We start from the raw sequence: 26,766 nt of genomic DNA on the forward strand, positions 1-26,766 counted from the left end.
GAAGTTCGGCGGTGACAGCGTGCCGGAGACCCGGCGCAACGTCACCTCCTACCTCGACCACCTCCAGATCCGGTGAACCACCCGGCAGCAGAAGGCGCCGCACTCGAAGACCCCCCGTGGCGCCACGCGGTCGAAGACCCCGTGACGCCACGCGCCTTCTCTGGACCAGGACGCATGTCGCGCCCCGAGCACCCCTGAGTCGTCCCCGACTCGACCCGGAAAAGCCCCTGACTGGGTCACCACACGGGCAACAGTGCGCCTAACGTGACGACAGTGCCCCGGCCGGGCCCGCACGCCTGCCACAACCGCTGTCTTCACGAGGAGGATCCATGCCGTCAAGGGGCAGATCCGCACTGCGGCGCATCGCAGCACGGGGCATCACGGCGCGGGGCACGGCCATGGTGCTGGGAGCCGCCACGGCCGTCATCACCGGCCTCGCCGCCGCTCCTGCGGTCCAGGCCTCGCCGACTGCCGCCGGGGCCCTGCGGTGGACGCCGTGTGACGACCCGGCTCAGCCTGGAGCCGAATGCGCCACGCTTTCCGTGCCGGTCGACTGGGCCCAGCCGGACGGGCCGAGACTGGACCTGGCCGTGGCCCGCCGCGCGGCCACCGACCCGGGTGCACGCGTCGGCTCGATGGTGTTCGGCCCCGGCGGGCCGGGCGACTCGGGTGTGGAGAGGGTGGTGCGCGGCGTCAGCCGGTTCAGCCCCGAGGTCCGCCGCAGGTTCGACATCGTCAGCTTCGACCCGCGCGGCGTGGGCGGCAGCAACCCGGTGGCCTGCTCCGGCGACCTGCTCGCCGAGCGGCCGTCACCAGAGCTCAAGAGCCAGGCGGACTTCGACGCCACCATGGCGTACAACAGGCGGCTCCGTGCCGACTGCCGGGCCCGTACCGGCCCGGTGTTCGACCACCTTGACACCGCCCAGACGGTCCGGGACCTGGACGCCCTCCGGACGGCCCTCGGCGAGCGGAAACTGACCTTCCACGGCAGCTCGTACGGCACGCTGCTCGGCGCGCAGTACGCGGAGACCTACCCGCGCCGCGTGCGCGCGATGGTCCTGGAGAGCGTCCTGGACCACAGCGTCCCGACCGCCCGGGCCTTCCTGCGGGCCGAGGCGGCCGCGGCGGAGGACTCCTTCCAGGAGTTCGTGAAGTGGTGCGAGGGGGCTACGGACTGCGCGCTGCACGGCCGCGACGTCCGCGCCGTCTGGCAGGGCCTGTTGGCCCGCGCCGGGCGCGGCGAGCTGGAGGACCCGGCGAAGCCCGGCACCTCGCTGTCGTCCTCGGACCTGGTCAACAAGATCGCGTTCCGGAAGTTCTACCGGGCCGACCACGCGGGCCTGGCCACGGCGGTCGCGGGCATGGACGCCGGCAAGCCGCTGCCCGCGTCGCCCACCTCGATAGCGCCGCTGCCTCCGGCCACCCCGGTCTTCTGCTCCGACTGGCAGCTGCCCGTACGCGACTACCGGGAGTACGCCTCGCTCGTCGCCATGATGAACAAGACCGCGCCCGACCTGCCTCACCTGCTGCCGATCCACGTGGTGGCGGCGTGTCTGGGCGCGCCGACCGCCAACCCGCAGCACCGCCTGGACGCGCACGGTGCGCCGCCGGTCCTGGTGTCCAACGCGCTGCACGACCCCGCCACCGGCTACCCGTGGGCGGTCTCCGTGGCCCGGCAGCTCGGCCGCAGTGGCGTGCTCCTCACCTACGAGGGCCACGGCAGCGTCACCAGCGGCCCGTGCATGGAGGACACCGTGGACACCTACCTCACCGACCTGGCGGTCCCGCCCCGGGGCACCAGATGCCCCGCTCCCATGAAGGGGTGACGTCGCGCGGCCCGGGGCGCGGTGCGCCGGGCCGCGCGGCGACGGCTGCTCACCTGTCCAACGTGATGCGGTACGTCTCCTTGGGCGTCTGGATGTCGTTGCACGTCAGCTCGCCGGTGGCGCCGCGGTAGGCGCCGGTGCCCCCGGTGATGGCCATGCGTACCGTGTCGCTGCCCTTCACCCACAGGGACTGGGCGGTGATCTGCCCCTTCGGCAGCTGCACCGAGAGCACGCAGTTGGTGGTGATCTTCGAGCCCTTCAGCTCGGTCACCTGGCAGGAGCTGCCGTCCTTGCCGATCTGCCGTCCGCCCTGGGACAGCTTGTCCGCGTAGACGAACTCGTCGCCGACGCTCAGGCCGGGGGTGCCGACATCGGTGTGCACGACTCCGTTGTTGCCCACGGCCAGCTCGATGACCTCCTTGGTGGAGGCCTGCGCGGGAGCGGTGAGGGCGGTGGACATCCCCAGGACCAGCAGCCCGCTCGCGGCCACACCGAACACCGCGTACGTCTTCTTCTTCTGCATGCGTTCAACCTCCTCGACGAGGCACCGCGCCCACCGCGATGCCGCTTGTGATGCCGCTCTCTCTCGTGATGCCGACTCACCGCCCCGTCGTACGGACGGTTATCCGCCCGCCGTCGTGATGGCCGCGTCGAGGTCGGCGATTTCTCGGCCCTCGGCGAAGTCCTCGTCCCCGAGGCCCGTGGCGCGGCGCAGGGCTCCGGTCTCGATCAGGCCGGTCACGGCCTCGATGTCCTGGTCCAGGCGGCGGTCGTGGGTGACGAAGGCGCTGTGCTCCCTGATGAGCCCGTGCACCGCCCGGACGGCGGGCGAGGCCTTCTCGACGCCGCGCAGTTCGACGGCCTGGGCGAGGGCGAGCAGATGGATGGCCGCCACCTCGCGCACCAGGCCGTTGACGGTGCGCGCGTCACGGGCCGAGATGGTGCCCATGCTGACGATGTCCTGGTTGTGCGCCTCCGTGGAGCGCGAGAACACCGAGACAGGACCCGTCTGTTTGAGGGCTTCGGCGGTGACGGCCGAGGCCGCGATCTGCATGCCCTTGAAGCCGTGGTGCAGCCCCGCCTCGGGGTCGTCCGGGCGGCGCGCGGCGACCAGGTTGGGCGGCAGGCCCTCGTTGAACTTCTCGTCCACGACGAGCGCGAGCTGGCGGTCGAGCAGATTGGCCAGGCCCGCCACCGCGGTCTTCAGGCTGTCCATGGACTGCCCGACGTGGCCGGCGTAGAAGTTTCCGCCGAGGTGGAGCCCGGACTCGTCGACGTCGAACAGGGGGTTGTCGGTGGCGGAGTTGATCTCGGTGCCGAGCCAGCGCTCCGTCCAGTCGAGCGTGTCGCGGACGATGCCGATGATCTGCGGGGCGCAGCGCACCGAGTACTTGTCCTGGATCCGCTCGTTCAGCTGGAGGTAGCCGCGCCCGCCAAGGCGTTCGCGGCGCACCAGGATCTCGTCGAAGGACGTGGCGAGGCGTGAGCCCGCGAGCAGGGCCCTGATGGACCTGGCGGAGCTGACCTGGCCCGGGTGCGGCTTGTTCTCGTGGACGAAGGGGTGCAGTGCGGACGCGTTGCCGTGCAGTGCCTCCAGTGTCATGGCGGTGGCGAGTTCGGCGACGAAGGCGAGTTCCCTGGCGTCCGCGGCGGCGAGGACCGCGTACCCGGCGGCGAAGGAGGTGCCGTTGATCAGCGCGATGCCCTCCTTGGGCGCGAGTCGCAGCGGCTCGATGCCCTCCTCGCGCAGGGCGTCGAGCGCAGGGCGCGTGGTGCCGCGGTGCAGGACCTGCCCTTCGCCGATCAGCGCCGCGGCGAGGTAGCACAGCGGCACCAGATCACCGCTCGCGCCGACCGAGCCGCGTTCGGGGATCAGCGGCAGGACGTCCCGGCTCAGGCACTTCAGGAGGGTCGTGACCGCCTGCGGCCTGATTGCCGAGACCCCCTTGGCCAGGGCGTTGGCCCGGATGAGCATCGTCGCCCGGGCGACCGCGGGCACGGCGGTGGGCCCCACTCCGTTGAGGTGGTAGAGCACCAGGTTCCGCTGGAGTTCGTGGGCCTTGTCCGGCGAGATCTGCCGCACGCAGCTGTCTCCGAAGCCCGTGGTCACGGCGTAGATGGGGACTTCCTGGGCCAGCAGCGTCTCCTTGAGGTCCACGGAGGACTGCATCTGCTTGACGGCCGCGGGGGTGAGCGTCACCCGGGTGCCGCGGCCGTCGCGGCGCGCGGCCGCGGCGACCGCGCGGGGTGAGAGGGCGGTGCCGTCGAGTTCGAGGTGCGAGGCGGCGGACATGGGTCAGTAGACGCCTTCGATCATCTTCTGGCCGTCCACCTCGGCGACCGGATGGATGTTCCGCAGGGAGTCCCCGGCGCCGGTGGGGCTGGGGACCCGCGTGGCCAGGTCGCGTTCGAGGCTGTTGGGCACGAGGCCGTACTTGGTGAGGTAGTTCATGACGACGGCTCCCTCGGACCCGTACTCGACCGGCCGGCCGGTCGAGGGGTCGACCACGCGGTAGAGGACGTAGGGGGCGTAGGAGTCGAAGACCGTGTCTCCCGTGCCCTCCGGGTCGGGGCGCTGCACCGTGCCGCTGAGGACGGATGTGCTGCCGTACGAGCCCCGGAACCGCGTCTTGGGGAAGAGCTCCGTGGCCAGGTAGTCCAGGGTGTCGGGGTCCATGTGGGCCCCCGTCCAGATCACCAGGCGCACCTTCTCCTGGATCAGGGCGCGGGCCGAGGCCCGTTCGGCGAGCCGGGCGAGCAGCGGCGGCGTCGTGATCAGGAAGGCGATGTCCTGCGACTGCAGGACCAGTTCGGCCTGGTCGACGAGGTGGTCGACGTACGCTCCGGCGCCCGCGGTGTCACCGGCCGCGAGGAGGCGCTTCACCCAGCGCGGGTCCAGGTCGATGGAGAACCGGATGCCTCCCCTGGCCTCCGCGATCCTCTTCGAGTACTCGCCGAGCATGTGGGGGCCGCTGGGCGCGACGGCCAGGGCGTGCCCCTCGCCGTCGTCGGGGTACTGGGAGTTCTCCCACGTCATGTACTGGTCGAACCAGTTCTCGAACATCACGAAGCGCTTGGGGGCCCCGGTGGTGCCGCCGCTCTCGTACACGGCGAAGACCTTCTCCGCGGCGTCCAGGCCGCGGGGGATCAGGTCCTCGACGGGCACGTCACGGAGTTCGTCCACCAGGTTGGGGAACCTGAGCAGGTCGTCGACGCACCGGACGTCCTCGACGGGGTCGAATCCCAGCTGGTCGCGGCGGTCCAGCCAGTACCGGGAGCCCGTGGCCGGGTCGAAGTGCCAGCGCATCATGGCGCGGACGTGCAGGTCGGCCTGTTCGCGGGCGTTCATCGCGTGTCACCGTGCTTTCTTGGTCAGAGGGGAGCCGTGGACGTCCTCAGACGCCGTGGTACGAGCCGCCGTTGATCTGGAGGATCTGCGAGGTGACGTAGCCACCGGGCGGTGAGCAGAGGTAGAAGCCGAGCTCGGCGACCTCGGCGGGATCTCCGGCGCGGCGCAGCGCGGTCTGCCGGACGAGCATGGTCTCCCGCGCGGCGGAGAGGCCGTCGCCGAAGAGGTCGGTGCCTGCGATGTATCCCGGCGCGATGGCGTTGACGCTGATGCCGCGCGGGCCCAGACGTGTCGCGAGGGCATGGACGTACGCGTGGAGGGCCGCCTTCGCGGCGCCGTACCCGCCCGTCCCGCGCGATCCCCGGTAGGCGGCGATGGAGCTGTAGAGCACGATGCTGCCGCCGTCGGCCATGAGGGGAAGCAGGCCTTCCACGGCGATGACCGAGGTCAGGACGTTCGCCTCGTACGCCTCCTGCCATTCCGTCAGGACCGTCCGCAGGTCCTTTCCTTCGGGTCCTTCGGGTCCGTCCTCGGACTGCGGGACCGCACCGGCGCAGCACAGCAGGCTGTCGACGGGCAGCCCGGTCGCCCTGACGTGGTTCTGGAGGGTCTCTGCCGACGCGGGGTCGGACATGTCGAGGGCGAGTGGTTCGACGTCGGCTCCGGGGACGCTCGCCTCGATCTCCTCGGCCGCTCGCGCCAGGCGGTCCCGGCCTCTGGCGATCAGCAGCACCTTGACCTTGTTCTCTGGGGTCTCGGCGTTCTCGGCGGCCCCTGTCTTTTCAACGGTCCCTGTGTTCTCAGCGGTCCCTGTCTTTTCAGCGGTCTCGGCGAACCGCTTCGCCGTGGCCTTGCCGATGCCGGCGCTCGCACCGGTCACCACGATCAACCTGGGCACAGTCACATTCCTTCGACGAGCTACGCGGGGGGGCTGGGGAGGCGGTCAGAGCGTGGCCAGCAGCGCCCCTCGATCCGGCTTTCCGGTGGGCGTCCGCGGTACGTGCGCCACCTCGACGATCCGTGACGGGCTCGGGAAGTCCCGGAGCGCCGCCCTGATGTCCGCGACGCCCGCTCCCCCGCCCGGGCTTGACCAGAAGACCGCGTAGCCCTCTCCGGCGAGCGAGTCGTCGGGCAGGGGCAGCGTGACGCATTCGGCCTGCGGGAGACGGGCGTTCAACCGCTCGTCGACCCTGGCGAGATGGACTTTGACGCCGTTCACCTTGATCAGGGAGCTGCCGCGGCCGATGAGCCGGAACGTGCGAGGGCCGGTGAACTCCACCAGGTCGCCGGTGGCCCACTGGGCGGGCGGCCGCGTCCCGTTCTCCCGGCGGGCCAGGCGCGGGCCGCGGACCACCAGCTCCTGCGCCCGCCCGGCCGGTGCGTCGGCGGCGCGGACGAAGGTCACGTCGGGAAAGGCCCGCCACGGGTCGGCGCCGCCGCCCTCCGGGGTCAGTGGCCGGTGGCCGATGCCCCCGGTCTCGGTCGACCCCAGGATCTCGTGGGCCCGCAGCAGCGGAGCCGCTCGGCGGACGAGCTCACGGGCGGCGGGCGGCGCGGCCGCGGAGCTGTGCAGGGCGACGACCGAGCGGGCGCGCTCAAGCGCGGGCCAGGCTCGACGCAGCAGCTCCCAGGCCATCGGGACGCAGACGACCAGGACCCGTTCGCCGGGGCAGACCGACGGGGGCTCGAACGGGTCGGCCCACGCCTGCTGGACGCGCACGTTCGCCATGCGCGGCAGCCACTGTCCGAACAGGGCGCCGAACAGGTGCTGCGGCGGGGCGTAGCTGACGACGCGGTCGACCGGGCCGACGAGGTGCGTGCCGATCAGCTCCACCTCGCGCTCCATCTGGTGCGGGAGGCGGAACCAGCCACGCGCGGCGCCCGTGCTGCCCGACGTGTCCAGGCGGATCTCCTCGCGGCCCACGGCCCGCGCCGCTCGTGCCGCCAGCGCCGTGGGAGCCGCCGTCTCCGTCATGCCGCCTGGTCCTCGACGCGCTCGCGCACGTACTCGGCGGTCCGGACGAGCGTGCTGAACCAGTAGCGCACGTCGTCGCCGACGAAGTCGACCTCGAAGCCGAACTCGCCCTCGACGGCCGTGACGTACTCCAGGGCCGCCAGGCTGTCGAAGCCCGGCAGCGCGTCGGACAGGTCGGCGTCCGGGGCCAGCGAGCGGGCGGCGTCGCCGAAGCGCTTCTCCAGGAGGGCCAGGACGCGGGTGCCGATCTCACCGATCTCGGTCTGGTCAGCTGTGTGCATGGCGGGAACCTTTCTCTTCGCTGTGGCCGGCCGGGAGCGGGCGGCCGTTCGTCATCGACCCCGACTCCAGGTAGAACACCCGGTCGGGCTGGGTGGCTTCGAACCGGACCATCAGGTGGGCGGTGTCCGCGGCGACGCCGAGGGCCTGCCTGATCTCCTCGGCCAGCTCCGCACGGTAGGTGTGGTCGCGGTCGGGGTGGATGTGGCACACGACGGACGCCCAGCGGGCGTGCCTGTCCTCATCCGTGCCGTCCTCGTACTTCGTCAGTGGCATCCCGCGCGCGAAGTACGTCATGGGCTCCGCGGCGCGGAAGGACACCACGGCGTGCGCGGGGTCGGAGCCGTGCGCGGCCAGCCACCGGGTGAGGCGGAGAGCGGCCTTGAGCCGCGCGGAGGGGGTCAGCGGGGTACTGGTCACGTCGACGGTCGGCAAGGCTCCGTGCCTTTCAGGAGAGGGCCAGGGGTGGCAGCGCCTGCTGTCCGGGCGACAGGCGCAGTTCGAGGCGGTGGCCCAGGCAGTCGGCGAGCGGGCCGCCGCTGGTGGCCATGAGGGGGGTCCAGGCGTAGCCGCCGTCCGCCGTGCGGACGCTGGCCAGGAACGTCGTGAGGTGGCCGGGGTCCCATGCGAGCCCGAAGGTGTCCGCCGCCACCACGGCTTCGTAGGTGCTCAGCAGGTCGGGGACCCGGTGGCCCTCGTTGGCGAATCCGCCGCCGCGGACCCGGTGCCGGGCGAGCGCGTCGCCGACGCGGGTGCCGTCGGCCCCGACGGTCCGGTGCAGCGCCCGGAGCGCCTGGAGGGTGGCGCGCAGCGTGGGGCGGGCGCCGGGCACGTTGGCGTACTGGCCGGGTGCCGTCTCGCAGGTGGCCACGTACGCGGCGATTCCGCGTAGGACGGCGGGGTTGGCGCCGGTCCGGTGGAGGATCTCCGCGGCCGCGCCCGTCGACACCATGTCCGACGCGCGGCCCTCCCAGTAGCCGAACCCGCCGTCGGGGTTCTGGATGGAGCGGGCGAGCCAGTCCGCGATCCCGGCGCGGGCCGGGCCGTCGTCCTGGAAGGCCCCTGCCGACAGGGCCCAGAGCGTGCACCGCACCTCACTCCCCCGGCCGGGCATGTACATGATCCCGTGTTCGTTCGGCAGTACGCAGCCCTCCATCCACCGCAGGGCGTCGCGTTCCCCGGTGTCCGTCAGATGGCCCGCCAGCAGGTGGGCGGAGGTGGTGAGCACGTCCGACGCGAGGCCGGGGGTGCGGTAGGTGAAGCCGCCCTGTTCGGTCCGGAAGGACAACACCGCCGCGACCACCCGGTCGGCGATGTCCTCCAGGTTCGCGCCCAGCTCCCGCAGCGCGCCCACCCCGCAGAACGCGGCCCACACGTCCGGCACGGGGTAGCCGGTCCACCGGGTGAACGAGCCGTCCGGGCGCAGCCGGTCCCGGATCCAGGCGACGCAGCCCTCGGGGTCCCGCGGGGACTCGTCCAGGCGCCGCAAGGCGCTGGTGGCCCGGAACGTCGCCCACAGACAGTCCGTCCCGTCGCCCTCCTGGAAGGTGAATCCGCCCGCCGTGCCCTGCCGGTCCTTGAGCCAGTCCGTGAGCCGCTCGCGGTCCCACGGCAGCGGTCCCTGACCGCCGGTGGCCGTGCTCCAGGCGGTGAGGGCGTAGTAGCAGGCCCGCACGTCGGAGGCGCCGTCCTTGGCGTGGGCCGGGCTCCAGGCCAGTCCGCCGTCCTTGGCCTGCAGCGCCGCCAGCCAGTCGAACAGGGCCTCCGGCGGCCGCTCGCCGCAGACCTCCACCAGGGTGCGCACGGCGTAGTAGGTGGCCCACACGTCCGACGCCTGGCCGGGCGTCATCGCGAACCCGCCGTCCTCGTGCGCGGCGCTCCACACCCATGCGGAACTCGGCCTGCCGACGGTGCCGCGGCCGCCGTCCGGCAGGTCGGCCATCGCCTGCGTGCAGTAGTACGTGGCCCAGGCGTCGGAGCTCATGCCCGCCGACCACGCGTAACCGCCGTCGGAGTTCTGCCGGGAGGCGAGGAAGCCGCCGACGCTCTCGGGGGAAGGCAGGTCACCGGTGCGGCCGAGCCAGGTGAGGGTCCGCACGGCCGCGTAGGTGCACCACAGGTCGGACTCCCCGGAGACGACGCCCGAGGAGGTCCGCAGCACGTCGTACGTCATGCGGGCACCACCTCGTCGACGACGCGGAAGTTGGAGCGCTTCCAGCTCTTCTGGGAGCCGCCGCTCTTCGTCGTCACCGGCAGTCGGTTGACGAACCGGACCTCGTCCCAGCGGAAGCCGAGGCGTTCGTCCGTGTGCCGCTGCACGAGGGCGTTCTTCGCGGGCTCGGCCTCCCGGTCGGTGCCCGGGTCCCGTTCGAGGAGCAGTCTGGCCCAGGTGCCGTCCTGGTCGACCTCGATGAGATAGCCCATGACGTCGCTGTTCGCGTAGACGATGCCTTCGAGGTCGCGGGTGCGCACGCGGCTGCCCTTGATCTCGGTGCCGTCGCTCCCCCGGCCGTGGACCGTCACCACGGGGGCGGTGGCGCCGCAGGGGCAGCCGTCGGTCAGGGACACCTCGTCGCCCATGTCGAGGCGGAGGAGGGGGCGGGCGTCGTTGTTGAGCGGGGTGACGACGAGCCTGCCCTCGCGCCCCGGGTCCGCGGGCACGATGCCGTCGCCGTCGGCGATCTCGAAGTAGTTGGCTCCGCGCAGCAAGTGCAGCCGGTCCTGCGCGCAGCAGGCGGCCAGGGTGCCGCTCTCCGTGCTGCCGTAACTGGCGTCGTAGGCGCGCGCGTTCCACCACTGCCCGGCCATGGCGCGCAGCTCGGGGGTGCTCACCTCGCCGAGCAGCATGAGGAGTTCGACGGAGGGGCGCAGCCGGTCCAGGAGGCCGCGCCTCTTGATGACCTGGGAGAACTCCAGGAGCACTCCGGGCGCGACGAACAGGACGGTGGGCCGGAACACCTCCCACAGGCCGATGATGCGGTCCCAGTCGGAGATCCCGGTGGTGTACGGGTAGGCCTTGACATGGGGTACGCCGAGGAACTCGCAGACGCCGACCATCAGGTCGGCCACCGGCACGATGTCCGAGGGCAGCAGGATCAGCGCGCGGTGTCCGCCGTCCGCCAGCAGCGGGCGCCAGGCCTCGGCGACGGACACGGTGTTGGCGATCATGTCCTGGGCCGTGCGCGGGGTGGGCGTGGGGAGGCCCGTCGTCCCGGTGGTCTGGTAGTACTTCAGGCCCGCGTCGACTGGTACCCGCAGGAAGTCGAGGGGCCGGGCCTTGAGGTCGTCCTTGGACGTCGCGCGCAGGTCGAGGAGCGCCCGCGGCGAGAACGTGCCGAGCGAGGCGTAGGCGGGCGTCTGCTCCGCGCGGTGCCAGACCTCGGCCAGCTTGGCCGCGTAGTACGTCTCGTCGGAGCGGGACGCGCCGCGGTGGGCGGTCACTTCCTGCTGTATCCGCTCCATGAAGTCGAGGTCACTCCTGGAGTTGATCTTCACTTGCCACTCCTTCGCGTTGAGTGCGGGTCCCTTGTGGTGCGTGCGGGTCCCTTGCGTTGCGTGCGGATCCCTCGTGCTGCGTGCGGTCCGGCTGCTCACCCGTCGCCGTGGGCCAGCCCCTTGGCCCGCATCAGGAACTCGCCGAGGAACCCGTCGTGCGGTACGTCCGGGTGGAGCCAGGAGGTCGGCTTGCCGCGGTACACGTTGGAGACCGCCGTGAGCTCAGCGGCCTCGGCGACGAGCTCCATGTCGTCGGTGTGCAGCGAGAGGACCAAGGAGTCGTCGAGGACGTCCACGGCACCCCGCTCGAAGGGGGCGACCCACACGCACGGGAAGGGCACCTCGTACGAGAGCAGCGGGTTCCTCGCGGACTCCAGCTCCACGACCGCGGGCGTCACGGTCGCCAGGGAGCCCTCGCCGCCGAGCCGTTCGACGCGCGGGGCCAGGTGCACGACCGCGTCCTTGGCCCGGTTCAGGACCGCCGCCGCGAGGCGTTCCGCGCCGGCCTCCGGCAGGCAGGGCAGGAGGGCCGTGTCGTCCAGGGGCCGGGCCGGTGTCACCTGGCGCAGTGCGGCGGCCAGTTCCCCGGCGAAGTCCGTCGGGTGCTGTTCGACGAGGACGCCGGTGGTCGCGGTGCACGCGGTTCCCGCATGGTAGAGCGCACCGGTCCGCGCGAGGCCGAGCCCGGCGGCCCGGTCGGCGTCGGCGGCCACGACCAGCTTCGAGCGGCCCGGGCCCTGGAGCCGGACGTCGGCGCGGTTGCGGTACTTGTCGACGACGTCCTGGCCGCCGTACACCAGGGCGCGGTCCGAGCGCTCGATGATCAGGTCCGCCGTCGCGTGGTCGCAGGGCGCCACGACCAGCTGCGTCGACGGCACTCCCGCCTGCCGCAGCGCGCTGACGAGCCGGAAGGGGGTGAGCGGGTCCCGGGTGGAGGGGCGCACGACGACCCGGTAGCCGAGCGCGAGGGCCTCCAGCCACATGGCGTGCACCCCCGGGCTGTTGCCCGCCGCGTGCACGGCGAAGACGTCCCCGGTGCGGCGCCACGCGGCGCCTGCCGGGGGTGCGCCGGGCACGGCGGTGCCGAGCGGGGCGCAGCCCGTGGGCCGTGCCGCCGACGGGGGCCGTCCCACGTCGCGCAGGGTCCGCGTGATGAGCCGGTCGCACTCGCGCACGACCGCGAGGGGCGTGCCCGTCAGCGTCGCCGTCCGCCGCTCGTGGGCGTCCAGGCCGTCGCCCAGGACCTCCTGGCCTTCGAAGACGTCGGCCGCTTTCCTGAGCACCTCCGCCGTCTCACCGACGGACAGGGGCGGGTGGTCACGCAGCTGGTCGATCCAGTGGGAGACGACCAGGCCGGGCACTGATGCCAGTTCGAGGGCCGGGTTGCCCGAAGCGTCCGGCACGGTGGTGCGGTTCCGCGTCCGGTAGGGCCCGGTCGGGCCCAGCGCGGGAATGTCCAGCATGCTCGCTCTCCTGTTCCTTCCGGCGAGTCGCGGGGCGTACGGTGGTCAGCGGGTCAGCGGGCCGCGGCGGTCACGGCGCGGCGCTGGCGGGCCGCGGCCGCGAGGTCGCGGAGCACGTCCACGGTGGCGTCCCAGCCCATGCAGGCGTCGGTGACGCTCTGGCCGAACACGGGCTCGTCCAGGCCGAGTTCCTGGCGCCCGGGGATCAGGAAGCCCTCCAGCATGACGCCGCGGACGTCCGGGTTGCCCGCCGCGACCTGGGCGCCGATCTCCCGCGCGACCACGGCCTGTTGCTCGTGGTCCTTGCCGCTGTTGCCGTGGCTTGCGTCGATGACCAGGCCGGTCGGCAGCGCGGCCGCCGCCAGGAGCCGGGCCGCCTCGCGCACGTTCTCGGGGTGGTAGTTGGGCCGGCCCGAGGCTCCCCTGAGCACCACGTGGCAGTCGGGGTTGCCGCTCGTCCGCAGCGTGACCGCCCTGCCGTCCCGGTCGACGCCAAGGTAGGCGTGCGGCGCGGCCGCGGACCGGATGGCGTCGACGGCGACGCCCACGGAGCCGGTGCTGCCGTTCTTCATGCCCACGGGCATGGGCAGGCCGCTGGCCAGCTGCCGGTGCACCTGGCTCTCCACGGTCCGCGCGCCGATGGCTCCCCAGGAGATCAGGTCGGCCAGGTACACCGGGGCCGACGGGCTCAGCCACTCCGTCGCGATGGGCAGCCCCATCTCGGCGATCTCCAGCATGAGCGTGCGCGCCGCGCGAAGGCCGCGGTTGACGTCCAGGCTGCCGTCGAGGGCCGGGTCGGTGAGCAGCCCGGTCCAGCCGACCGTGGTGCGGGGCTTCTCCACGTACACCCGCATGACGAGCACGAGGTCGTCAGCGAAGTCGGCGGCCAGCTCGCGCAGCGACTTCGCGTACGCCAGACCGGCGTTCACGTCGTGGATCGAGCACGGCCCGACCACGGCGAGCAGTCGGTCGTCCTCACCGCTCAGCACGCGGCGGGTCAGCAGGCGGCCGTCGCCCACCGAGCGGGCCGCGGCCCGGGTCAGCGGCAGCTCGCTCATGAGCCCGTGCGGGGTGGTCGCCGAGTGCGTACGGTATTGCCCACCGATGTCGCCCGGTGAGAGTTCGACCACGGAATCGGGTTTGTCCTCGGCCAGCATGTCAAGACTCTGCATCGTTCCTCAATTCGTTCTACTCAGCGCAGCATTTGTGCGTCGGCAACGAATCATTCGTGTGGACCCTCGATCCCCCGAGCGCCCGTACCGAATGGCGGATCGGACGGGTGGAGGTGAGGGGGACGCCCCGGCACGGCTGTCCGGCGAGCACGCGAATCACGGTGCCTCATCAGGGAGTTGAGCCGCTACCGGTGCCGCGTGCAGCAAGCTGTGGTGCACCTAGCTGCACCACGGCTCCGGGCCACGCCGCGGCCTGCCGCTCTTGCGGCGGCGGCTTTCGCCGAATGCACACCGCTCCGGCCCGCACGCCGACATGTTCCGGATTTCCCGTATTCCGGCCGGGGATTCCACGAACCGTGGGCTCCGTCACCTCTGTCGCGGAAAAGAAAGCGCCCGCCCGTCCAGGAGGAATTCCTCCTGGACGGGCGGGCGCGTCGGGCTCGGGTGCGGGCGGGCCGCTACCGCTCGGCCCCCTCGGGGAGCGCCGCTTCCTCGGGGCTCGCCATGTCGAGGAGCAGCATCGCGTCGTGGTCCGGGGTGCCGGGCGGGGCCTGGTAGGTGACCAGGCGCTGGCCGTCCGTGCGGGAGATCGTCATCACCTCGAAGGAGAGGCAGAGCGAGCCGACCTCCGGGTGCCGGAAGTGCTTCTGGCCGCCGCCGCGCTCCTGTACGTCGTACCGCTCCCACAGCCGGGCGAACTCCGGGCTCTTCACCACGAGTTCGCCGACGAGCTGGGCGAGCTCCGGCATGTCCGGGTCGGCGCCCGCCACCGCGCGCAGGTGGCCCGCGCTGTGCGCCGCCATCTCCTCCCAGTCGCGGTACAGCTTGCGGCCCATGGGGTGCAGGAACATGTAACGCGTGATGTTGCGGTGCTCCCACGGCCAGTCCGTGATGCCGGCGAAGAGCCGCAGACCGGGCCGGTTGGCGGCGAGCAGGTCGTTGGTGCGGCTGACGACGTACGCCGGTGCGGGGCGCACCGTCTCCAGCAGGATGCGCACCGACTCCCGCACCGTGCGCGCCGGGCCCGGGGACGGCGCGGGCGACTGGCCCGCGGCGAGCGCCACCAGCTCGTGCAGCCGGTGCAGGGCGTCGTCGGAGAGCTGGAGCGACTCGCCGAGCGCGGCGACGACGGCGGGTGAGGGCCGGGTCTCGCGGCCGCGCTCCAGGCGCGTGTAGTAGTCGACGCTGACCCCGGCGAGGGTCGCCAGCTCCTCGCGGCGCAGCCCCGGGGTGCGGCGGACGCCCGTACCGGCCCGCAGGCCCACGTCCTGCGGGCGGAGCTGCCCGCGGCGGGCGCGGAGGAAGCGGCCCAGTTCCGTACCTTCGCTCATCCGTTCATTCTCGCAAAGAACGCCGCGCGCAGGGGGGCCGTGTCAGGGCCAGGCACAGCGCTCCCCCTCACAGCTCGGCCTGCCAGGGACCGCAGGTCGCAGGGCACGCTGCTTGCCGTATCCACAGCGACAGCGCGGTGAGGAGCAGTGCACCATGAGTACGACGCGGTCCGGCGCGGGCACGGCAGCTGAGGCGAGCGCATCCACCGGGGGCGAGCCGGAACGGCCGGGCTCTCCCCGCGCAGCGCTCGTCGCCGCCGTCCTCGGCTTCTTCGTGATCACGATCGACGTCTCCGGAGTCAACGTCGCGCTGCCCGCCATGCGGGACGACCTCGGCGGCTCGATGTCCGGCCTGCAGTGGGTCGTCGACAGCTATACGTTGATGTTCGCGGCCCTGATGCTCTCCGCCGGGGCGCTCTCGGACGCGGTGGGCGCGCGGCGCGCGTACGCCTGGGGGCTCGGTGTCTTCACCCTCTCCTCGCTGGCCTGCGGGGCGGCGCCGACGCTGGGGGTGCTGATCGGGGCTCGCGTGGTGCAGGGCAGCGCGGCAGCGGTGATGGTGCCCGCCTCGCTCGCGCTGATCCGCCAGGCCTTCTCCGATCCGGACGAGCGGGCGCGCGGCATCGCCCTGTGGACGGTCGGCGGCGCGGTCGCCATCGCCGCGGGGCCCGTCCTGGGCGGGCTGCTCACCACGGAGTGGAGCTGGCGCGCCGTGTTCTGCCTCAACGTGCCCACCGGGATCGTCGGGTTCCTGGCCCTGATGCGGGCGGCGCGCTCCCCGCGCCACTCCGTCGCGTTCGACCTGCCGGGGCAGGTGACGGCCGTACTGGCCCTCGCCGGACTCACCTTCGCCGTGATCGAGGGCGGGCACGACGGGTTCACCCGTACCGTCCTCGCGGCGACCGTGGTCGCGGTGGTGTGCGCGGCCGCCTTCGTGACCATCGAGGCGCGGCGGCCGGAACCGATGCTGCCCCTTGAGCTGTTCCGGCTGCGCGGCGTCACCGTGCCGGTCATCTCGGGCTTCGCCCTCAACGCCGCCTTCTACGGCGGGGTGTTCGTGCTGAGCCTCTTCTTCCAGGAGCAGCGGGGCCAGTCGGCGCTCTCGGCCGGGCTGATGTTCGTGCCGATGGCGCTGATCACCGCCAACGTCAACTACCTCTCGCCGCGGGCGGTTACCCGCTTCGGTCGCCGGACGGTGGTCGTCGCCGGGCTGCTGATCGTCGCCCTGGGCTGCGGCGTACTGCTCCCCGTCGACGCCGACACACACCCGTGGGTGACCGCCCTTCTGATGATCCCGCTGGGCATCGGCGGCTCCCTCGCCATGCCCGCGCTGACCTCCCTGATGCTCGACAGCGTCGCCCCCGAACGGGCGGGCACGGCGGCGGCGCTGCTCAACACCAGTCGTCAGACGGGCGGAGCGGTGAGCATCGCCGTCTTCGGCGCGCTCCTCGCCGGGGACTTCACACCGGGCATGCGGGAGAGCCTGCTGAGCGCCGCCTGTCTGCTCCTGGTCATGGCCCTCGGCGCCGGGGCGCTGCTGCCGCGACGCTGAGGCCGCCCACGGCGGTGACACCCACCGCCGTCGATGTCTCCCAGCGGCCGGACTCCCCCGGCCGGCCGCTGGGTCTCCCACCGGGGCCCGTGGCGGGCCGCGCGGCCTTCGCCTTCGCCCTTGCCCTCGCCTTCGCCTTCGCCCTCGCTTGAATGCCCCGCACGGCCCGTGCCGCAGGTGGCTTCTTCTCAGGCGGGCGGACGCCGCGCGGCACCGCCACCGCTTCCGCTCAGCGGGATCAGCGTCTCCAGATGGGCGCCCTTGACCCAGGCGCCCAGCAGGTCGCGGTGCATGGCGACGATGCCCTGACGCACCGCGAGCCCGAGGGCGTCCTTCGTGAAGCCGCGGCACGTGGTGACGAACAGGGCGACGTCCGCGCCGTGCTCCAGACGGGCCGTGCCGACGAACTTCTGCATGTCCTGCGAGGGAACGCTGCGATGCGGCGCGTACTTCTTGCACTGGACGACGAGTTTGCGGCCGTCGGCGAGGTAGCCGACGACGTCCGCGCCCAGGTCGCCGCTCCTGCCGCTGACGACGACCTTCGTACAGCCGTCCCGCAGGCACAGCTCGGCGACGTACCGCTCGAACTCCTGCCAAGTGAGCGCGTCGACCTCCGCCATCGACAGCTCCCGCGCCCTCGCCTCCTCCTGCGCCCGCCACTGCCGGTCCTTGCCCACCGCGAGCCGGTGCGCGCGCCACAGGCCCCAGCCGGCGCCGCCCAACCCGGAGACCACGAGCACGGCCACCAGGACGGGCCACACCACCGCCCAGTTCCCCACCACCCACACGGCAGCGACCACCGCCGCCACGCTGCCCCAGCCCTGCAACTGCCTGCGCGTCCGCTTCCGCGGCCGCCGACGCCGTCGCGCTGCCATCAGCCCTCCCCCATCGCCCTGCGCTCTGTCTGCCCTGTGCCCGTAGAGCGGCAGTGTGGGAGCCCCACTCGGCCCCGGCAAGAGGGCCCGGCCTCGGCGACGGCTCAGCCGTCTGCGCGGTCGCCGCATTCGGACTGCGGCAGGACCTTGTTGTCCTCACCCAGAGGTGAGTCGCCGAGTCCTGCTCCTGACCAGTAGACGGCGGTCGACGCCTGCGGTGTGCCATCGGGCGCGGTGACGAAGAACTCGGAGACGTAGCGCTGCCCGCCCGCGGTCTTGCCTTCGATCTCCAGCACCCGGCCGCCGGCGGAGTCCTCGGTGTTCCGGACCACCGCGGAACGCAACACACGGGGTGCGGTGCCCGGCTTCAGGCAGAAGTCGTCGGCCTGCTTGCGCGTGTAGGCGCACGCGTCCTTCTGATAGGCGAGCTCATCGCAGAACCGTCCCGCGGTCAGCTTCGGCGCTCGCGCCACGACACGGCCAAGGACCTGCCGTGCCTGCTTGTCGCTGACTGCGGCGGGCGGCGGGCTGTCCGGGCTGCCGCTGTCACTGCCACTGTCCCTGTCACTGGAGCAGGCACTCGCCGCCAGCAGAAGGGGTGCACGGAGGAGAGTGAGGTACGCGGTTGCTCGTCGCATGGGTGTGTGCTTTCGCTTCGGGCCTTGGCGGGTGGGCGCGCGCTGTACTGGCGCGGCTTGACCGCGACTTGGTGCTGAGTGCCGCAGGGGTGGTGTGCCTTGCCCTTCCAGTGCCTGCTCATCCTGCCAGGTCCACGGCGCTTGAAGATCATCGCCTGCCCCGGCAGGGCTGGGGAGGTGCCTTCCGTGAACTGGTCACCGTGCAGGCCACGGTGACCCAGTGCATCCCGTTCCATACCTCCACTCGGGCGCTTGGCCGTCGCAACGGCGTGACGGGCCGGACCGGCCTGCGTTGATCACCGCGCCCGCCGCACGGCGGCCCACCCCCACCGCCCTGGACTTCTGCCATGCAGGAGCTGAAGAAGTCACGCCTTCGCGCCGGAGTACTCGCCACGATGTGCCTGACGGCCCTCGCGGCCTTGGCCACACCAGCAGCGGCCAAAGACCCCGCACCGAGCCTCGTTCCGTCACTGCCTCTCAGCAATGCACCCTTCACGTACTGCCTGACCGACGAGGCCACCACGGCACTGCGCGAAGCCCGTATCGAACTGGACGCCGTCGCTCCGGCCACCGTGGTCACCGATGAGCGCGGCAACCGGTGCATGCGCGGAACCTCGGACTCGGCAACCCTCAACGGCGACCTGCCCGGTGTGACCGCGTCGGCCAAGGGCGGCTTCGCCTTCCAGCGGGCCGACGACAAGCGGGCCGAGTTCACGGACCTCAACAGCACCTTCCGGATCGGCAGGATGAGCACCCTCACCGTCACCCACCTCGGCCAGAAGGTCGACTTCATCACCTACACCGCCGAGGGAACCAGGCTCTCCCCGACCGGGGTGAGCACCGAGAACGCGCCCTTGTACCTCACGCCGACCGGGGCCGACGCCCTGGCCGACGCGTTCGGCACCAGCCCGCTGCCCGCCGGTGAGCAGCTGTTCCAGGCCGACGCACAGATCGACGTACTGCGCACGGGCCTCGACCTGCTGCCAGTCCTGGACCTGCCGCCCGGCGCATAGACACCACCGAGGGAGCGCCGCACAGCCTCGACGGCGGCGCTCCCCCGGGCGTCTGCGTCGGCACAGCCTGGTTTCCGTCCGCGACCCGGTCAAGAAGACCAGGCTCAGCGAACTGGCGGCAGACCGAAGCCCGTCCTCGCGAACTTCCAGGCGACATACGTGAAGTGCACCAGGCGCAGGCTCCAGCGCAACATGCCCCTCGTGCCCCGGACACAGCGGCCCATCGAGCGGACCACGCTGCCACTGAACCTCTTTCATCCTGTGCTGATGGGTGAAATGGGCTGTTCAGCGCGTGCGGTGACGAGGCAGGGCCCCTCGTCGTCGGCGTGGTGATTTCACTCATCACACCGGCGACCGAAGGGGCCCTGTTGGTTCCGTGTCCTGCCATGCTCGACGTCCCGCAAGAGCTCGTCGAGCATGTTGCCTGGCTGCTGTACGAGCACCGCTGGACCCGCAACACCCGCTGGCGCAAGCTCGGCTGCTTCGACCAGGCACTGCTCACCCTGGTCCGCCTGCGTAAGAACGAGACGTTCGCTCGGCTCGGTGCCGGGTTCGCTATATCGCAGGCCACCGCCCGGCGCTACGTGGTCGAAGCCCTGGACGTCCTCGCGGACCGCGCCTGCCAAGGTGCCAGCGCCACCTTCCGCACCCCATACGACCGCCACCGAGAACAGCCCGAGCATTACCAGCAGTTCAGCCACCACCACGCCCGACTGAGAGCCCCCGGCGAACGCGCCTTCGCCCAGTTGAAAGCCGGGCAGCTGCTCCGGCGAGCCAGATGCTCCACCCGCCGCATCGGCACCATCGCCCAAGCTGTCCACACGCAGCTGACCTGCAACTATTCAGGATGAAAGAGGCCGAAGGAATCAGGCCGACCTCCTCACCTATGGCTTCACATCGAGACGCACGAGCGCGCCGATCTCCACGATTTGGTCCGGCAGTGCCAAGTCGGAAACACCCACGACCGTGCTGGCGGGCCGGTGCTCCCCGAAGTACTCGGCGTGGAGGCGTGCTGTCGTGTCGAAGTTCTCCCGTAGGTTCCTCACCAGAACCGTGGTCTCCACTATCTGGCTGCGCTCGGCCCCGAACTGCCTCAGCACCAGGTCCAGATTCTCCAGCGTGGTGCGGACCTGCAGTTCGAAGTCGTCGGCACCCACGAAGTTGCCGTGACGGTCATGAGACAGCTGCCCCGACACATAAACCGTGTCACCGACCTGAGTGGCCTGACTGTACCCGTACAACGACTCCCACGGCATGCCGAACCCGAATGCCTTCACCTGAGAACTCATGACTCACTCCCTTGATACAGCGCGCGGAACCGTCGGTTGCAGACAGGCCCCTTACGCGTAGAAGTTACGCGTCCGTACAAACGATGCTTGCCTGGCAGCGCCTTCCAAGTGTTCTCTGCGCGCACAAAATTGGCTGCAGTGAGCTCCTCCGGGCGCCGGTGTGATGAGTGGAACCTGTACGCCGACGGCGAGGTGCCCTGCCTCCTGACCACACCCGTCGCCCAGCCCGTTTCACCCTCCAGCAGAGGATGAAAGAGGCTCACTCAGGGCAATAGCGAACTCAATAGGCTCGCAGGCGGGATTTTCACCCTGACACATCCCTAACAACTGCACGTTAACCTGCGGAATCCGTCCGCAGTGAGCGGGGAAGTAACCCCCCAGGTCGCGGTCGGTCATACGTAACGTGACATGTCGATGGAAGATGCGCCGGGCATCCGCTGCGGCCTATCGCCACCCAGGAATCACTGGCGGCGACTCTTCCATCGACGAGGATGTGAAAGGCAGGACCGCGCGTGGCGGTGGAGATACACGGCAGGAAATCCTTCGGCGGCCGAGTCGGCACAGCGGCTCTGTGCGCGGGCGCCGCGGTGACCATGCTCGGGGTGGCCATCCCGCACCCGGCGGCCGCGGCCGGTGCGGTCTCGCCCGGCGCCGCAGGGTCCGGTTCGCCGTCGGTGGGCCGGGTGACGTACGACCTGGGGAAGCAGGCCTTCGTGCCCGCGCCGCCGTACCAGGGGAAGAACGAGATCGCCGCGGTGGTGCACTACCCGAAGGGGCCGGGCGCCAAGGGTGTGGCCCCTGGCAGGCACCCGCTGATCGTCATGCAGCACGGCCTCTGGAACACCTGCGCGGACCGTGCCGCGCAGAATCGGATGGTGAAGGCCAGAAAGGCGCTGGCCGCGGCCGAGAAAGCAGGCGACAAGGCCGAAGCGGCCAGGCAGCTGAAGATCATGGACAAGATGGGCGCCCGCCTTTCGGCGTGGCCCTGTCGGCCGGGCATCACCTCGCTGCCGAGCAGTTCCGGCTACGACTACCTGGCCAAGGACCTGGCCCGGCAGGGCTTCGTGGTGGTCTCCATGGGGGCCAACGGAATCAACGCCACCAGCAGCGGCCAGGCCGACTCGGTGTACCAGGCACGCGCGGGCCTCATCAACAAGCACCTGGACCTGTGGCGGCAGCTCAACGCGGGCAAGGGCCCCCTCAAGGGCAAGCTCAAGGAAGCGAAGACCGGCCGGTCGAGCTCAGCCTCCTTCACCAGACACGTGGACCTCGGCCGAGTCGGCACCCTCGGTCACTCCATGGGCGGCGGCGGAGTCATGCAGCACGCCTCCGACAAGCGGCACGGCGACTGGCCCGCCGGAGTGAAAGTGAAGGCGGCACTCGGCCTCGCACCCACCGCCACCTGGGAAAACGAGCCCGTCACCCGAGTCCCGATGGCCGTGCTGTGGGGAACTTGCGACCAAGTCAACACCGGTGAGTACGTCAAGTGGAACAAGGGCCGCAACAAGGCCCCGCTCCACGGCATCACCCTCACCGGCGGCAACCACAACTACTTCAACACCCAGTGGTCCCCCCGCAGCGGGCAGGTATCCGGTGAGAACGACGCGGTCCCCGGCAAGCGGCCCGGCCGCTGCGTCTCCCAGGACGGCACGAACCAGCAGCACAAGGGGCTCGACGAGACCACCCAGCGCAAGATCGCCACGGGTTACACCAGCGCCTTCTTCCGCCGCTACCTGATGAACGACACCTCCGCGCAGGCGCTCCTGACGGGCCGCAAGAAGCTGCCCCAGGTGCCGAACGTCGTAAAGGTTCAGTACGTGAAGCCGCACTGAATCCGATCTGCGCCGATGCGGCGGCCGAGGGTCGCCACGGCACAGTCACCCGGAGCGTGAACTGCCGCGCATAGGCGAGCGCCAGCGCAACGAAGGCCAACACTCACGCTCAGGCATCCCCCTGGGGTCATGGACGGTCCACCCCCACCACCGCCCGGGACCCCGGGGGACGCCCCAGACGCAGCCGCACGAGGAGACGGCCTCTCCCGTCCCTCACTCGGCCGCGCTCCTGCCCGGGCGCGGCGGGACATGCCGAGACGTATCGAGATGCGCCGAGACGCTCCGAGACGCGCGCCGAGGAACAGGGAACGAGGAACGAGCTACGTACCCTCATCGCCATCGCGCAGGGAACAGATCATGCTCCGCAGGATCCGGAACGCGCCTGCCTGCTCGGCCTCCGTCATGCCGGCCAGCATCCTGACCTCGACGGACCGGACCGCCACGGTCGCCTTCTCCAGGCTCCGCCGGCCGCGAGGCGTGAGCCGTGCGGGAAGAGCCTTCCCGACAGGTGCCTCCGCGGGCCTGGTCACGTAGCCCTCTCGTTCGAGGTTCTGGAGCAGCACGTTCATCGTCTGCCGTGTGACGAACGCGCCCCGCGCGAGCTCGGAGTTCGACAAGCCCGGCCGTTGAGCCAGCAGTTCGAGGCAGGAGTAGTGCGTCACGGTCATCCCGAGCGGCCGCAGCACCTCCTCCATGGCTGAACGCAGGACACTCGACGCCTCCTTCAACAGGTAGCCCAGTGACGTCTCCAGGTCGACACCGTCTTGATTCATGTCAGAAGTCTGACATACATTGAGTCGTGTCAGAAAGCTGACATGGAGAGAAGGAGCATCATCATGCCCGTCACCGGCCCCGACTTCATCTCGCTCCAAGTGCGCGACCTCGACGCGTCGCAGGCGTTCTACGAGCAGTACCTCGGCCTCGTCCGCTCCCAGGCCGGACCCCCGCACGCCGTCGTCTTCGAGACGAAGCCGATCGCGTTCGCACTCCGCGACGTCCTTCCCGGCACCGATCTCGCATCCGTCGCCCAGCCCGGCATCGGTGCCGCGATCTGGCTCCACGCCACCGACGTCCAGGCCATCCACGACGCTCTCGTCGCCGACGGCCGCACCATCGTCTCCGCACCGGTCGACGGCCCCTTCGGCCGGACGTTCACCTTCGCCGACCCCGACGGCTACCAAGTCACTCTGCACGACCGCACCTGATGCGCCAGGCCCTCTGCGATCGGCCAGCAGTTGCCGATCGATCTTGAGACCGTGAGCCGCCCGTGGCAGGCTCATGTCGCATGATCGATGACTTCGCGAAGGACACCCTGCACAGGAGACTGCGGCGGGACCGCAAGGCGCTGCTCTGGAAACTCGACGGCCTGTCCGAGTACGACGCCCGCCGGCCTTTGACAGCGACCGGGACCAACCTGCTCGGCCTGGTCAAACACGTGGCCACCGTCGAGGCCAGGTACTTCGGCGAGGTCTTCGACCGCCCTTCCCCGGAACCGCTGCCCCGGTGGCAGGACTCCGACGGCAGCGATCTGTGGGCTGCCGAGGACGAGACCCGCGATCAGATCATCGAGTTCTACCGGCGCACGTGGGAACACTCGGACGCGACGATCAACACACTCCCCCTCGACGCCCCCGGCCACGTGCCGTGGTGGCCGGAGCCTCACCCCAACACGAACCTGTTCGCCGTCATGGTCCACGTCCTCGGCGAGTCCATCCGGCATGCCGGGCACGCCGACATCCTGCGCGAGGGCCTCGACGGCCGGACCGGGGTGCGCGCCGAGAACGAGATGCGCATCGACGAGGAAGCCCGCGCAGCCCACCGCGCGAAGATCGAGCAGGCCGCCAAGTCGGCCACCCTGATGTGACGAGGGGGCCGCGTCAACGGCAGTGGTGTACGTACTGCCCGTTGCCCAGGGCGCCGTAGCGAACCCATCCACAGCGACCGGCGGAACGGAGGTCTCGACGGCCCGCCCGCAGCCACCCCGCGGGCAGGGCACACACAGCCACGTTCCACACAGGGCGCCCGCCGCGCCGCTTAGGGTGGCCTCGCCTTCTATCCTCCGAAGGAGCACGAGACGCCTTCGGGCAGTTGAGGGCCTGCCAGGAAAGCACCGCGCCAACAAGGTCCCGCGCCTTGGTGGTTCGCGGCTCGATCGAATGGGTGCACCGACCGGATGATGATCACCGCGCAGTACGAGGCGCTCCACCACTTCCTCGCCGACCGGATCGCCGACCTCGGCCCGGCCGCGGCGAACGACCCGTTCGCCTATGCCGTCAACGCCCAACTCGTCATCCACAGCGACCTCCTCCTCCACCGGGACCACCCGGCGCTCTCCCCGCGGGACGCCGCCTTCATCGACGGACTCGGCCTGGCCCTCCGGCACGCCGCCGCCCGCTTCCACACCCACCCCGACTACCGGCCCGTCTGGACCCCGCCCCGCGTCGAGGCCCGCCACCTCCTCGACGCCGACTACCGATGAGCAACACACCACGGCCCTCGCGCCGAAGAGCACCCGCATCAACGCACAACGGCGCAACGCGCTCCGCCGAGTCCGCCCCCGCCACCCGGCTGGCGCCGCGATGAACCCCGCGGCCGCCACGGCACTCCTGCACCTGATCGCCGCCGAGCCGACCCTCCTCGCCGAGGCACCCGACGACGTGTCCCGGCCCGCACTGACCCGCCGAGCCCGCGACGAGGACCATCCATGCCTGGGCTGCGGCCACCCGGCCACCGCCGCGATCATCATCAACTCCCCCACGGCGGGCCCCCGGTGGCTCGACCTGTGCTCCGACTGCTGGTACATCGTCCAGCAGGCCAACGAAACCCTGGAGTGACCCGCATAAGCCCTAACGATGGCCCTGCTCGCTGTTTCGGCAGAGAACCCGCGATGGCCACGCACCCGACCGGTTCAGGCGACGTAGGTGCGCCTGCGGAACATCTTGGCGATGTCGGCGAAGGGAGTGTTGAGCGCAAAGACGGCGACGTGCTCGAAGGAACCCCAGACGCTTCCGGCGTTCTGCGCGTCCAGCATGACCCGCTCACGCTCGAGGTACGGCCAGACGGCCAGCCACACCTCGCGGAGGAAGCGGTAGTAGAGGGCCACGACCAGGTACTCCGGAATGGCCCCCAGAACCACTAGGGTTCCCAGATCCTGGTAGAACCCTCCGACTTTCTTGACCTGGCTCTGCAGGGGCTCGGGCAGGCCGGAGATGCCTCCCTGCGGATCCGGTGCCGATTCGCTCTTCAGCTCCGCCACCACGGCCCGCTGAGCCGCCTGGAAGTCATCCGTGCGGCACCTGACGATGAACTCGGCCACCAAGCGCATGATGGCCGCCTTCTGGGCGTCGGCAGCCTGCCGACGGGCGGACCACAGCGACACCATCAGGGCCGAGACGGCGACCAGCATACTCAGGGCGGTGGCCGCCCACGACGCGGACTCCATGCGGGAAGTATGGACAGCCGCCGGGGCCGACGGAAGCGTGCTGCCGCGCCGTGAACGTCCCTCGTAGCGGTGACGTGACCCGGGTGTCCCGCGCGCCCGGTGGGCCGACGGTGCCTCAGACTGGTACGGGCTCCTGCCAGTCGCCCGGGCCCACGACCTGGTTGAGCTATCCACGGTTTGACCAGCGTAAATGGCCATACTGTCGCAAGGTGGATCCGGTGTTCAGCGGAGGGGACGCGGGGCGAGCCAGATGCCGGTGGCGGCCCGGATGGGCACGCTGGTGAGGCCGTGCCCCTGCGGTGCCAGTCCAGAGGGCCGCACGCGCGAAGAAGAAGTCGCGTCCCCTTGTGCGGCTGCCGGATGGTGTGGGCACCCTCCGGCTCCCCCTGCCAGGCCCGGCCGATGGCAGCCGGTCAGCGGGCCCGCAGCAGCGTCATCAGCTGCCCGTGCGTCTCGCCGTCGGCTGCTGCGACGAGGCCGCGGCCTGTCTCTCCGAGCGGGCCGCCGTCGATTCCGGTGACGACGCAGCCCGCGGCCCGGCACAAGGCGATGCCCGCTGCGAAGTGCACGCTGTTGGAGAGGTCTCCGCCGTCGGTGACGTACGCGGCGCGCTTGCCGGCGGCGACCCAGGCCAGCGCCAGCGTGGTGGACACGACGCGCGGCCGGAAGCGTTCGACGAAGTCGGGGTGGGCCAGCAGGTCCACGGCCCGGAGTCGGGGGGCGCTCGGGAACGGCGGGTCCAGGTTGACGTCCACGAGCCGGGTGGCGGGCGAGGGTGTCAGCAGGGTGTCGTCGGCCCCGTCATGCCGCACCCAGGCGGTCTGCCCGTCGGTGAAGAAGACCTCACCGCTGAACGGGTCGGCCACCGCGGCCGCCCCGCCGCGCAGGGCCACGTTGACGGCCACCAGCATGTTGCCGACGGCGTAGTTCAGAGTGCCGCACAGGGGGTCCACCATCCACTGGCGCGCAGCGTCGGCGACACCCTGCTGTCCGCCTTCCTCGCCCAGCACCGCGTCGTCGGGCCGCGCGGCGCGAAGGACGCCGAGGATCGCCTTCTCCGCCTCCACATCGGCGGTGGTGGCGAAGTCCCCGGCGCCCTTGTCGATGCGGTTGAGGCGCTGGCCGTACACGCTCCGGACCACGTCCGCGCCGGCCCGTGCCCCGGCTATCGCGACCGCGGCGTCGTCAGAACTCTCGTATGGGTTGATCACGTCGTGCAGATTACCCAGGCGACT

Annotated in this window: 27 protein-coding genes; 9 read left to right on the forward strand and 18 right to left on the reverse strand. The window is 71.2% G+C overall.

All coding sequences use genetic code 11. The features are described 5' to 3' along the window. Positions 1–329 precede the first annotated feature (329 nt). Positions 330–1,826: an alpha/beta fold hydrolase gene (locus IG74_RS0127975; RefSeq protein ID WP_030682985.1), complete on the forward strand. Its 1,497-nt coding sequence runs from the start codon at positions 330–332 to the stop codon at positions 1,824–1,826. Between the two features lie 49 nt (positions 1,827–1,875). On the opposite strand, the gene IG74_RS0127980 is transcribed toward IG74_RS0127975, so the two are convergent. The 12 genes from IG74_RS0127980 to IG74_RS0128035 all read right to left on the reverse strand — a co-directional run bounded on the left by IG74_RS0127980 (position 1,876) and on the right by IG74_RS0128035 (position 14,890). After that, a complete protein-coding gene (locus tag IG74_RS0127980) occupies positions 1,876–2,349 on the reverse strand; it encodes an allene oxide cyclase barrel-like domain-containing protein (protein WP_030682988.1) in 474 nt (157 codons plus the stop codon). Between the two features lie 99 nt (positions 2,350–2,448). Beyond that, a complete protein-coding gene (locus IG74_RS0127985; protein WP_063761298.1) occupies positions 2,449–4,119 on the reverse strand; it encodes an aromatic amino acid ammonia-lyase in 1,671 nt (556 codons plus the stop codon). Positions 4,120–4,122: 3 nt separating this feature from the next. Further along, positions 4,123–5,175 carry an AMP-binding protein gene (locus tag IG74_RS0127990; RefSeq protein ID WP_030682994.1) on the reverse strand — a complete coding sequence of 351 codons (1,053 nt, stop codon included), beginning with the start codon at positions 5,173–5,175 and terminating at the stop codon, positions 4,123–4,125. Between the two features lie 46 nt (positions 5,176–5,221). Next, entirely contained in the window at positions 5,222–6,073 is an 852-nt protein-coding gene (locus tag IG74_RS46340) for an SDR family NAD(P)-dependent oxidoreductase (RefSeq protein ID WP_030682997.1), read from the reverse strand. A 45-nt stretch (positions 6,074–6,118) separates the two neighbouring features. Further along, positions 6,119–7,150, reverse strand: a complete 1,032-nt coding sequence (locus IG74_RS0128000) for an AMP-binding protein (protein WP_051855544.1) — start codon at positions 7,148–7,150, stop codon at positions 6,119–6,121. Then, on the reverse strand, positions 7,147–7,431 hold the full coding sequence (locus IG74_RS0128005; protein WP_030683001.1) for an acyl carrier protein: 285 nt from the start codon (positions 7,429–7,431) through the stop codon (positions 7,147–7,149). The genes IG74_RS0128000 and IG74_RS0128005 overlap by 4 nt, the downstream gene beginning before the upstream one ends. Then, the gene (locus tag IG74_RS46345) at positions 7,418–7,849 is read right to left on the reverse strand and encodes a hypothetical protein (protein ID WP_158857804.1); all 432 of its coding nucleotides are present in this window, start codon (positions 7,847–7,849) and stop codon (positions 7,418–7,420) included. Before IG74_RS46345 ends, IG74_RS0128005 begins: the two co-directional genes overlap by 14 nt. Positions 7,850–7,877: 28 nt before the next feature. After that, positions 7,878–9,602, reverse strand: a complete 1,725-nt coding sequence (locus tag IG74_RS0128015) for a prenyltransferase/squalene oxidase repeat-containing protein (RefSeq protein WP_030683006.1) — start codon at positions 9,600–9,602, stop codon at positions 7,878–7,880. Beyond that, entirely contained in the window at positions 9,599–10,924 is a 1,326-nt protein-coding gene (locus IG74_RS0128020; RefSeq protein WP_037826154.1) for a phenylacetate--CoA ligase family protein, read from the reverse strand. Before IG74_RS0128020 ends, IG74_RS0128015 begins: the two co-directional genes overlap by 4 nt. Positions 10,925–11,019: 95 nt before the next feature. Further along, positions 11,020–12,387, reverse strand: a complete 1,368-nt coding sequence (locus IG74_RS0128025; RefSeq protein ID WP_030683008.1) for an aldehyde dehydrogenase family protein — start codon at positions 12,385–12,387, stop codon at positions 11,020–11,022. Between the two features lie 53 nt (positions 12,388–12,440). Beyond that, the gene (locus IG74_RS0128030) at positions 12,441–13,559 is read right to left on the reverse strand and encodes a 3-deoxy-7-phosphoheptulonate synthase (RefSeq protein WP_078869091.1); all 1,119 of its coding nucleotides are present in this window, start codon (positions 13,557–13,559) and stop codon (positions 12,441–12,443) included. Positions 13,560–14,017: 458 nt separating this feature from the next. After that, positions 14,018–14,890, reverse strand: a complete 873-nt coding sequence (locus tag IG74_RS0128035) for a helix-turn-helix transcriptional regulator (protein WP_030683010.1) — start codon at positions 14,888–14,890, stop codon at positions 14,018–14,020. Positions 14,891–15,044: 154 nt separating this feature from the next. On the opposite strand from IG74_RS0128035, the gene IG74_RS0128040 reads away from it, so the two are divergent. Then, positions 15,045–16,442: an MFS transporter gene (locus tag IG74_RS0128040; protein WP_078869092.1), complete on the forward strand. Its 1,398-nt coding sequence runs from the start codon at positions 15,045–15,047 to the stop codon at positions 16,440–16,442. A gap of 188 nt (positions 16,443–16,630) precedes the next feature. Here IG74_RS0128040 and IG74_RS0128050 read toward each other — a convergent pair whose 3' ends face one another. Then, positions 16,631–17,317, reverse strand: coding sequence for a restriction endonuclease (locus tag IG74_RS0128050; RefSeq protein ID WP_030683012.1), 687 nt, complete (start codon positions 17,315–17,317; stop codon positions 16,631–16,633). Positions 17,318–17,421: 104 nt separating this feature from the next. Continuing rightward, the gene (locus tag IG74_RS0128055; protein ID WP_158857806.1) at positions 17,422–17,955 is read right to left on the reverse strand and encodes a hypothetical protein; all 534 of its coding nucleotides are present in this window, start codon (positions 17,953–17,955) and stop codon (positions 17,422–17,424) included. Positions 17,956–18,302: 347 nt separating this feature from the next. On the opposite strand from IG74_RS0128055, the gene IG74_RS0128060 reads away from it, so the two are divergent. Together IG74_RS0128060 and IG74_RS0128070 are read left to right on the forward strand one after the other, a co-directional pair. Continuing rightward, positions 18,303–18,968 carry a hypothetical protein gene (locus IG74_RS0128060; RefSeq protein ID WP_030683014.1) on the forward strand — a complete coding sequence of 222 codons (666 nt, stop codon included), beginning with the start codon at positions 18,303–18,305 and terminating at the stop codon, positions 18,966–18,968. A 326-nt stretch (positions 18,969–19,294) separates the two neighbouring features. Then, a complete protein-coding gene (locus tag IG74_RS0128070; RefSeq protein ID WP_030683015.1) occupies positions 19,295–19,819 on the forward strand; it encodes a transposase family protein in 525 nt (174 codons plus the stop codon). A 33-nt stretch (positions 19,820–19,852) separates the two neighbouring features. Here the strand turns inward: IG74_RS0128070 and IG74_RS0128075 are convergent, their stop codons facing one another. Continuing rightward, a complete protein-coding gene (locus IG74_RS0128075; RefSeq protein ID WP_030683016.1) occupies positions 19,853–20,257 on the reverse strand; it encodes a RidA family protein in 405 nt (134 codons plus the stop codon). Positions 20,258–20,769: 512 nt separating this feature from the next. Here IG74_RS0128075 and IG74_RS0128080 point away from each other — a divergent pair. Beyond that, positions 20,770–22,089 (forward strand): alpha/beta hydrolase family protein, encoded by a 1,320-nt coding sequence (locus IG74_RS0128080; RefSeq protein ID WP_051855547.1) that lies wholly within the window; start codon positions 20,770–20,772, stop codon positions 22,087–22,089. Between the two features lie 320 nt (positions 22,090–22,409). On the opposite strand, the gene IG74_RS0128085 is transcribed toward IG74_RS0128080, so the two are convergent. Continuing rightward, positions 22,410–22,862, reverse strand: a complete 453-nt coding sequence (locus IG74_RS0128085) for a MarR family winged helix-turn-helix transcriptional regulator (RefSeq protein WP_030683018.1) — start codon at positions 22,860–22,862, stop codon at positions 22,410–22,412. 63 nt (positions 22,863–22,925) lie between these two features. On the opposite strand from IG74_RS0128085, the gene IG74_RS0128090 reads away from it, so the two are divergent. The 4 genes from IG74_RS0128090 to IG74_RS0128105 all read left to right on the forward strand — a co-directional run bounded on the left by IG74_RS0128090 (position 22,926) and on the right by IG74_RS0128105 (position 24,923). Continuing rightward, positions 22,926–23,294 carry a VOC family protein gene (locus tag IG74_RS0128090; RefSeq protein WP_030683019.1) on the forward strand — a complete coding sequence of 123 codons (369 nt, stop codon included), beginning with the start codon at positions 22,926–22,928 and terminating at the stop codon, positions 23,292–23,294. Positions 23,295–23,374: 80 nt separating this feature from the next. After that, positions 23,375–23,953, forward strand: a complete 579-nt coding sequence (locus IG74_RS0128095) for a DinB family protein (protein WP_030683020.1) — start codon at positions 23,375–23,377, stop codon at positions 23,951–23,953. Positions 23,954–24,262: 309 nt separating this feature from the next. Then, positions 24,263–24,568 (forward strand): hypothetical protein, encoded by a 306-nt coding sequence (locus IG74_RS0128100; RefSeq protein WP_030683023.1) that lies wholly within the window; start codon positions 24,263–24,265, stop codon positions 24,566–24,568. A 100-nt stretch (positions 24,569–24,668) separates the two neighbouring features. Continuing rightward, on the forward strand, positions 24,669–24,923 hold the full coding sequence (locus tag IG74_RS0128105) for a hypothetical protein (protein WP_030683025.1): 255 nt from the start codon (positions 24,669–24,671) through the stop codon (positions 24,921–24,923). Between the two features lie 74 nt (positions 24,924–24,997). On the opposite strand, the gene IG74_RS0128110 is transcribed toward IG74_RS0128105, so the two are convergent. Both IG74_RS0128110 and IG74_RS0128115 read right to left on the reverse strand, forming a co-directional pair. Further along, entirely contained in the window at positions 24,998–25,531 is a 534-nt protein-coding gene (locus IG74_RS0128110; RefSeq protein ID WP_158857808.1) for a DUF4760 domain-containing protein, read from the reverse strand. A gap of 413 nt (positions 25,532–25,944) precedes the next feature. Next, complete coding sequence (locus tag IG74_RS0128115) at positions 25,945–26,742, reverse strand: inositol monophosphatase family protein (RefSeq protein ID WP_030683037.1); 798 nt, start codon at positions 26,740–26,742, stop codon at positions 25,945–25,947. Positions 26,743–26,766 lie beyond the last annotated feature (24 nt).

Origin of the sequence: Streptomyces sp. NRRL B-1347, from assembly GCF_000720325.1 — a bacterium.
Lineage (GTDB): Bacteria > Actinomycetota > Actinomycetes > Streptomycetales > Streptomycetaceae > Streptomyces.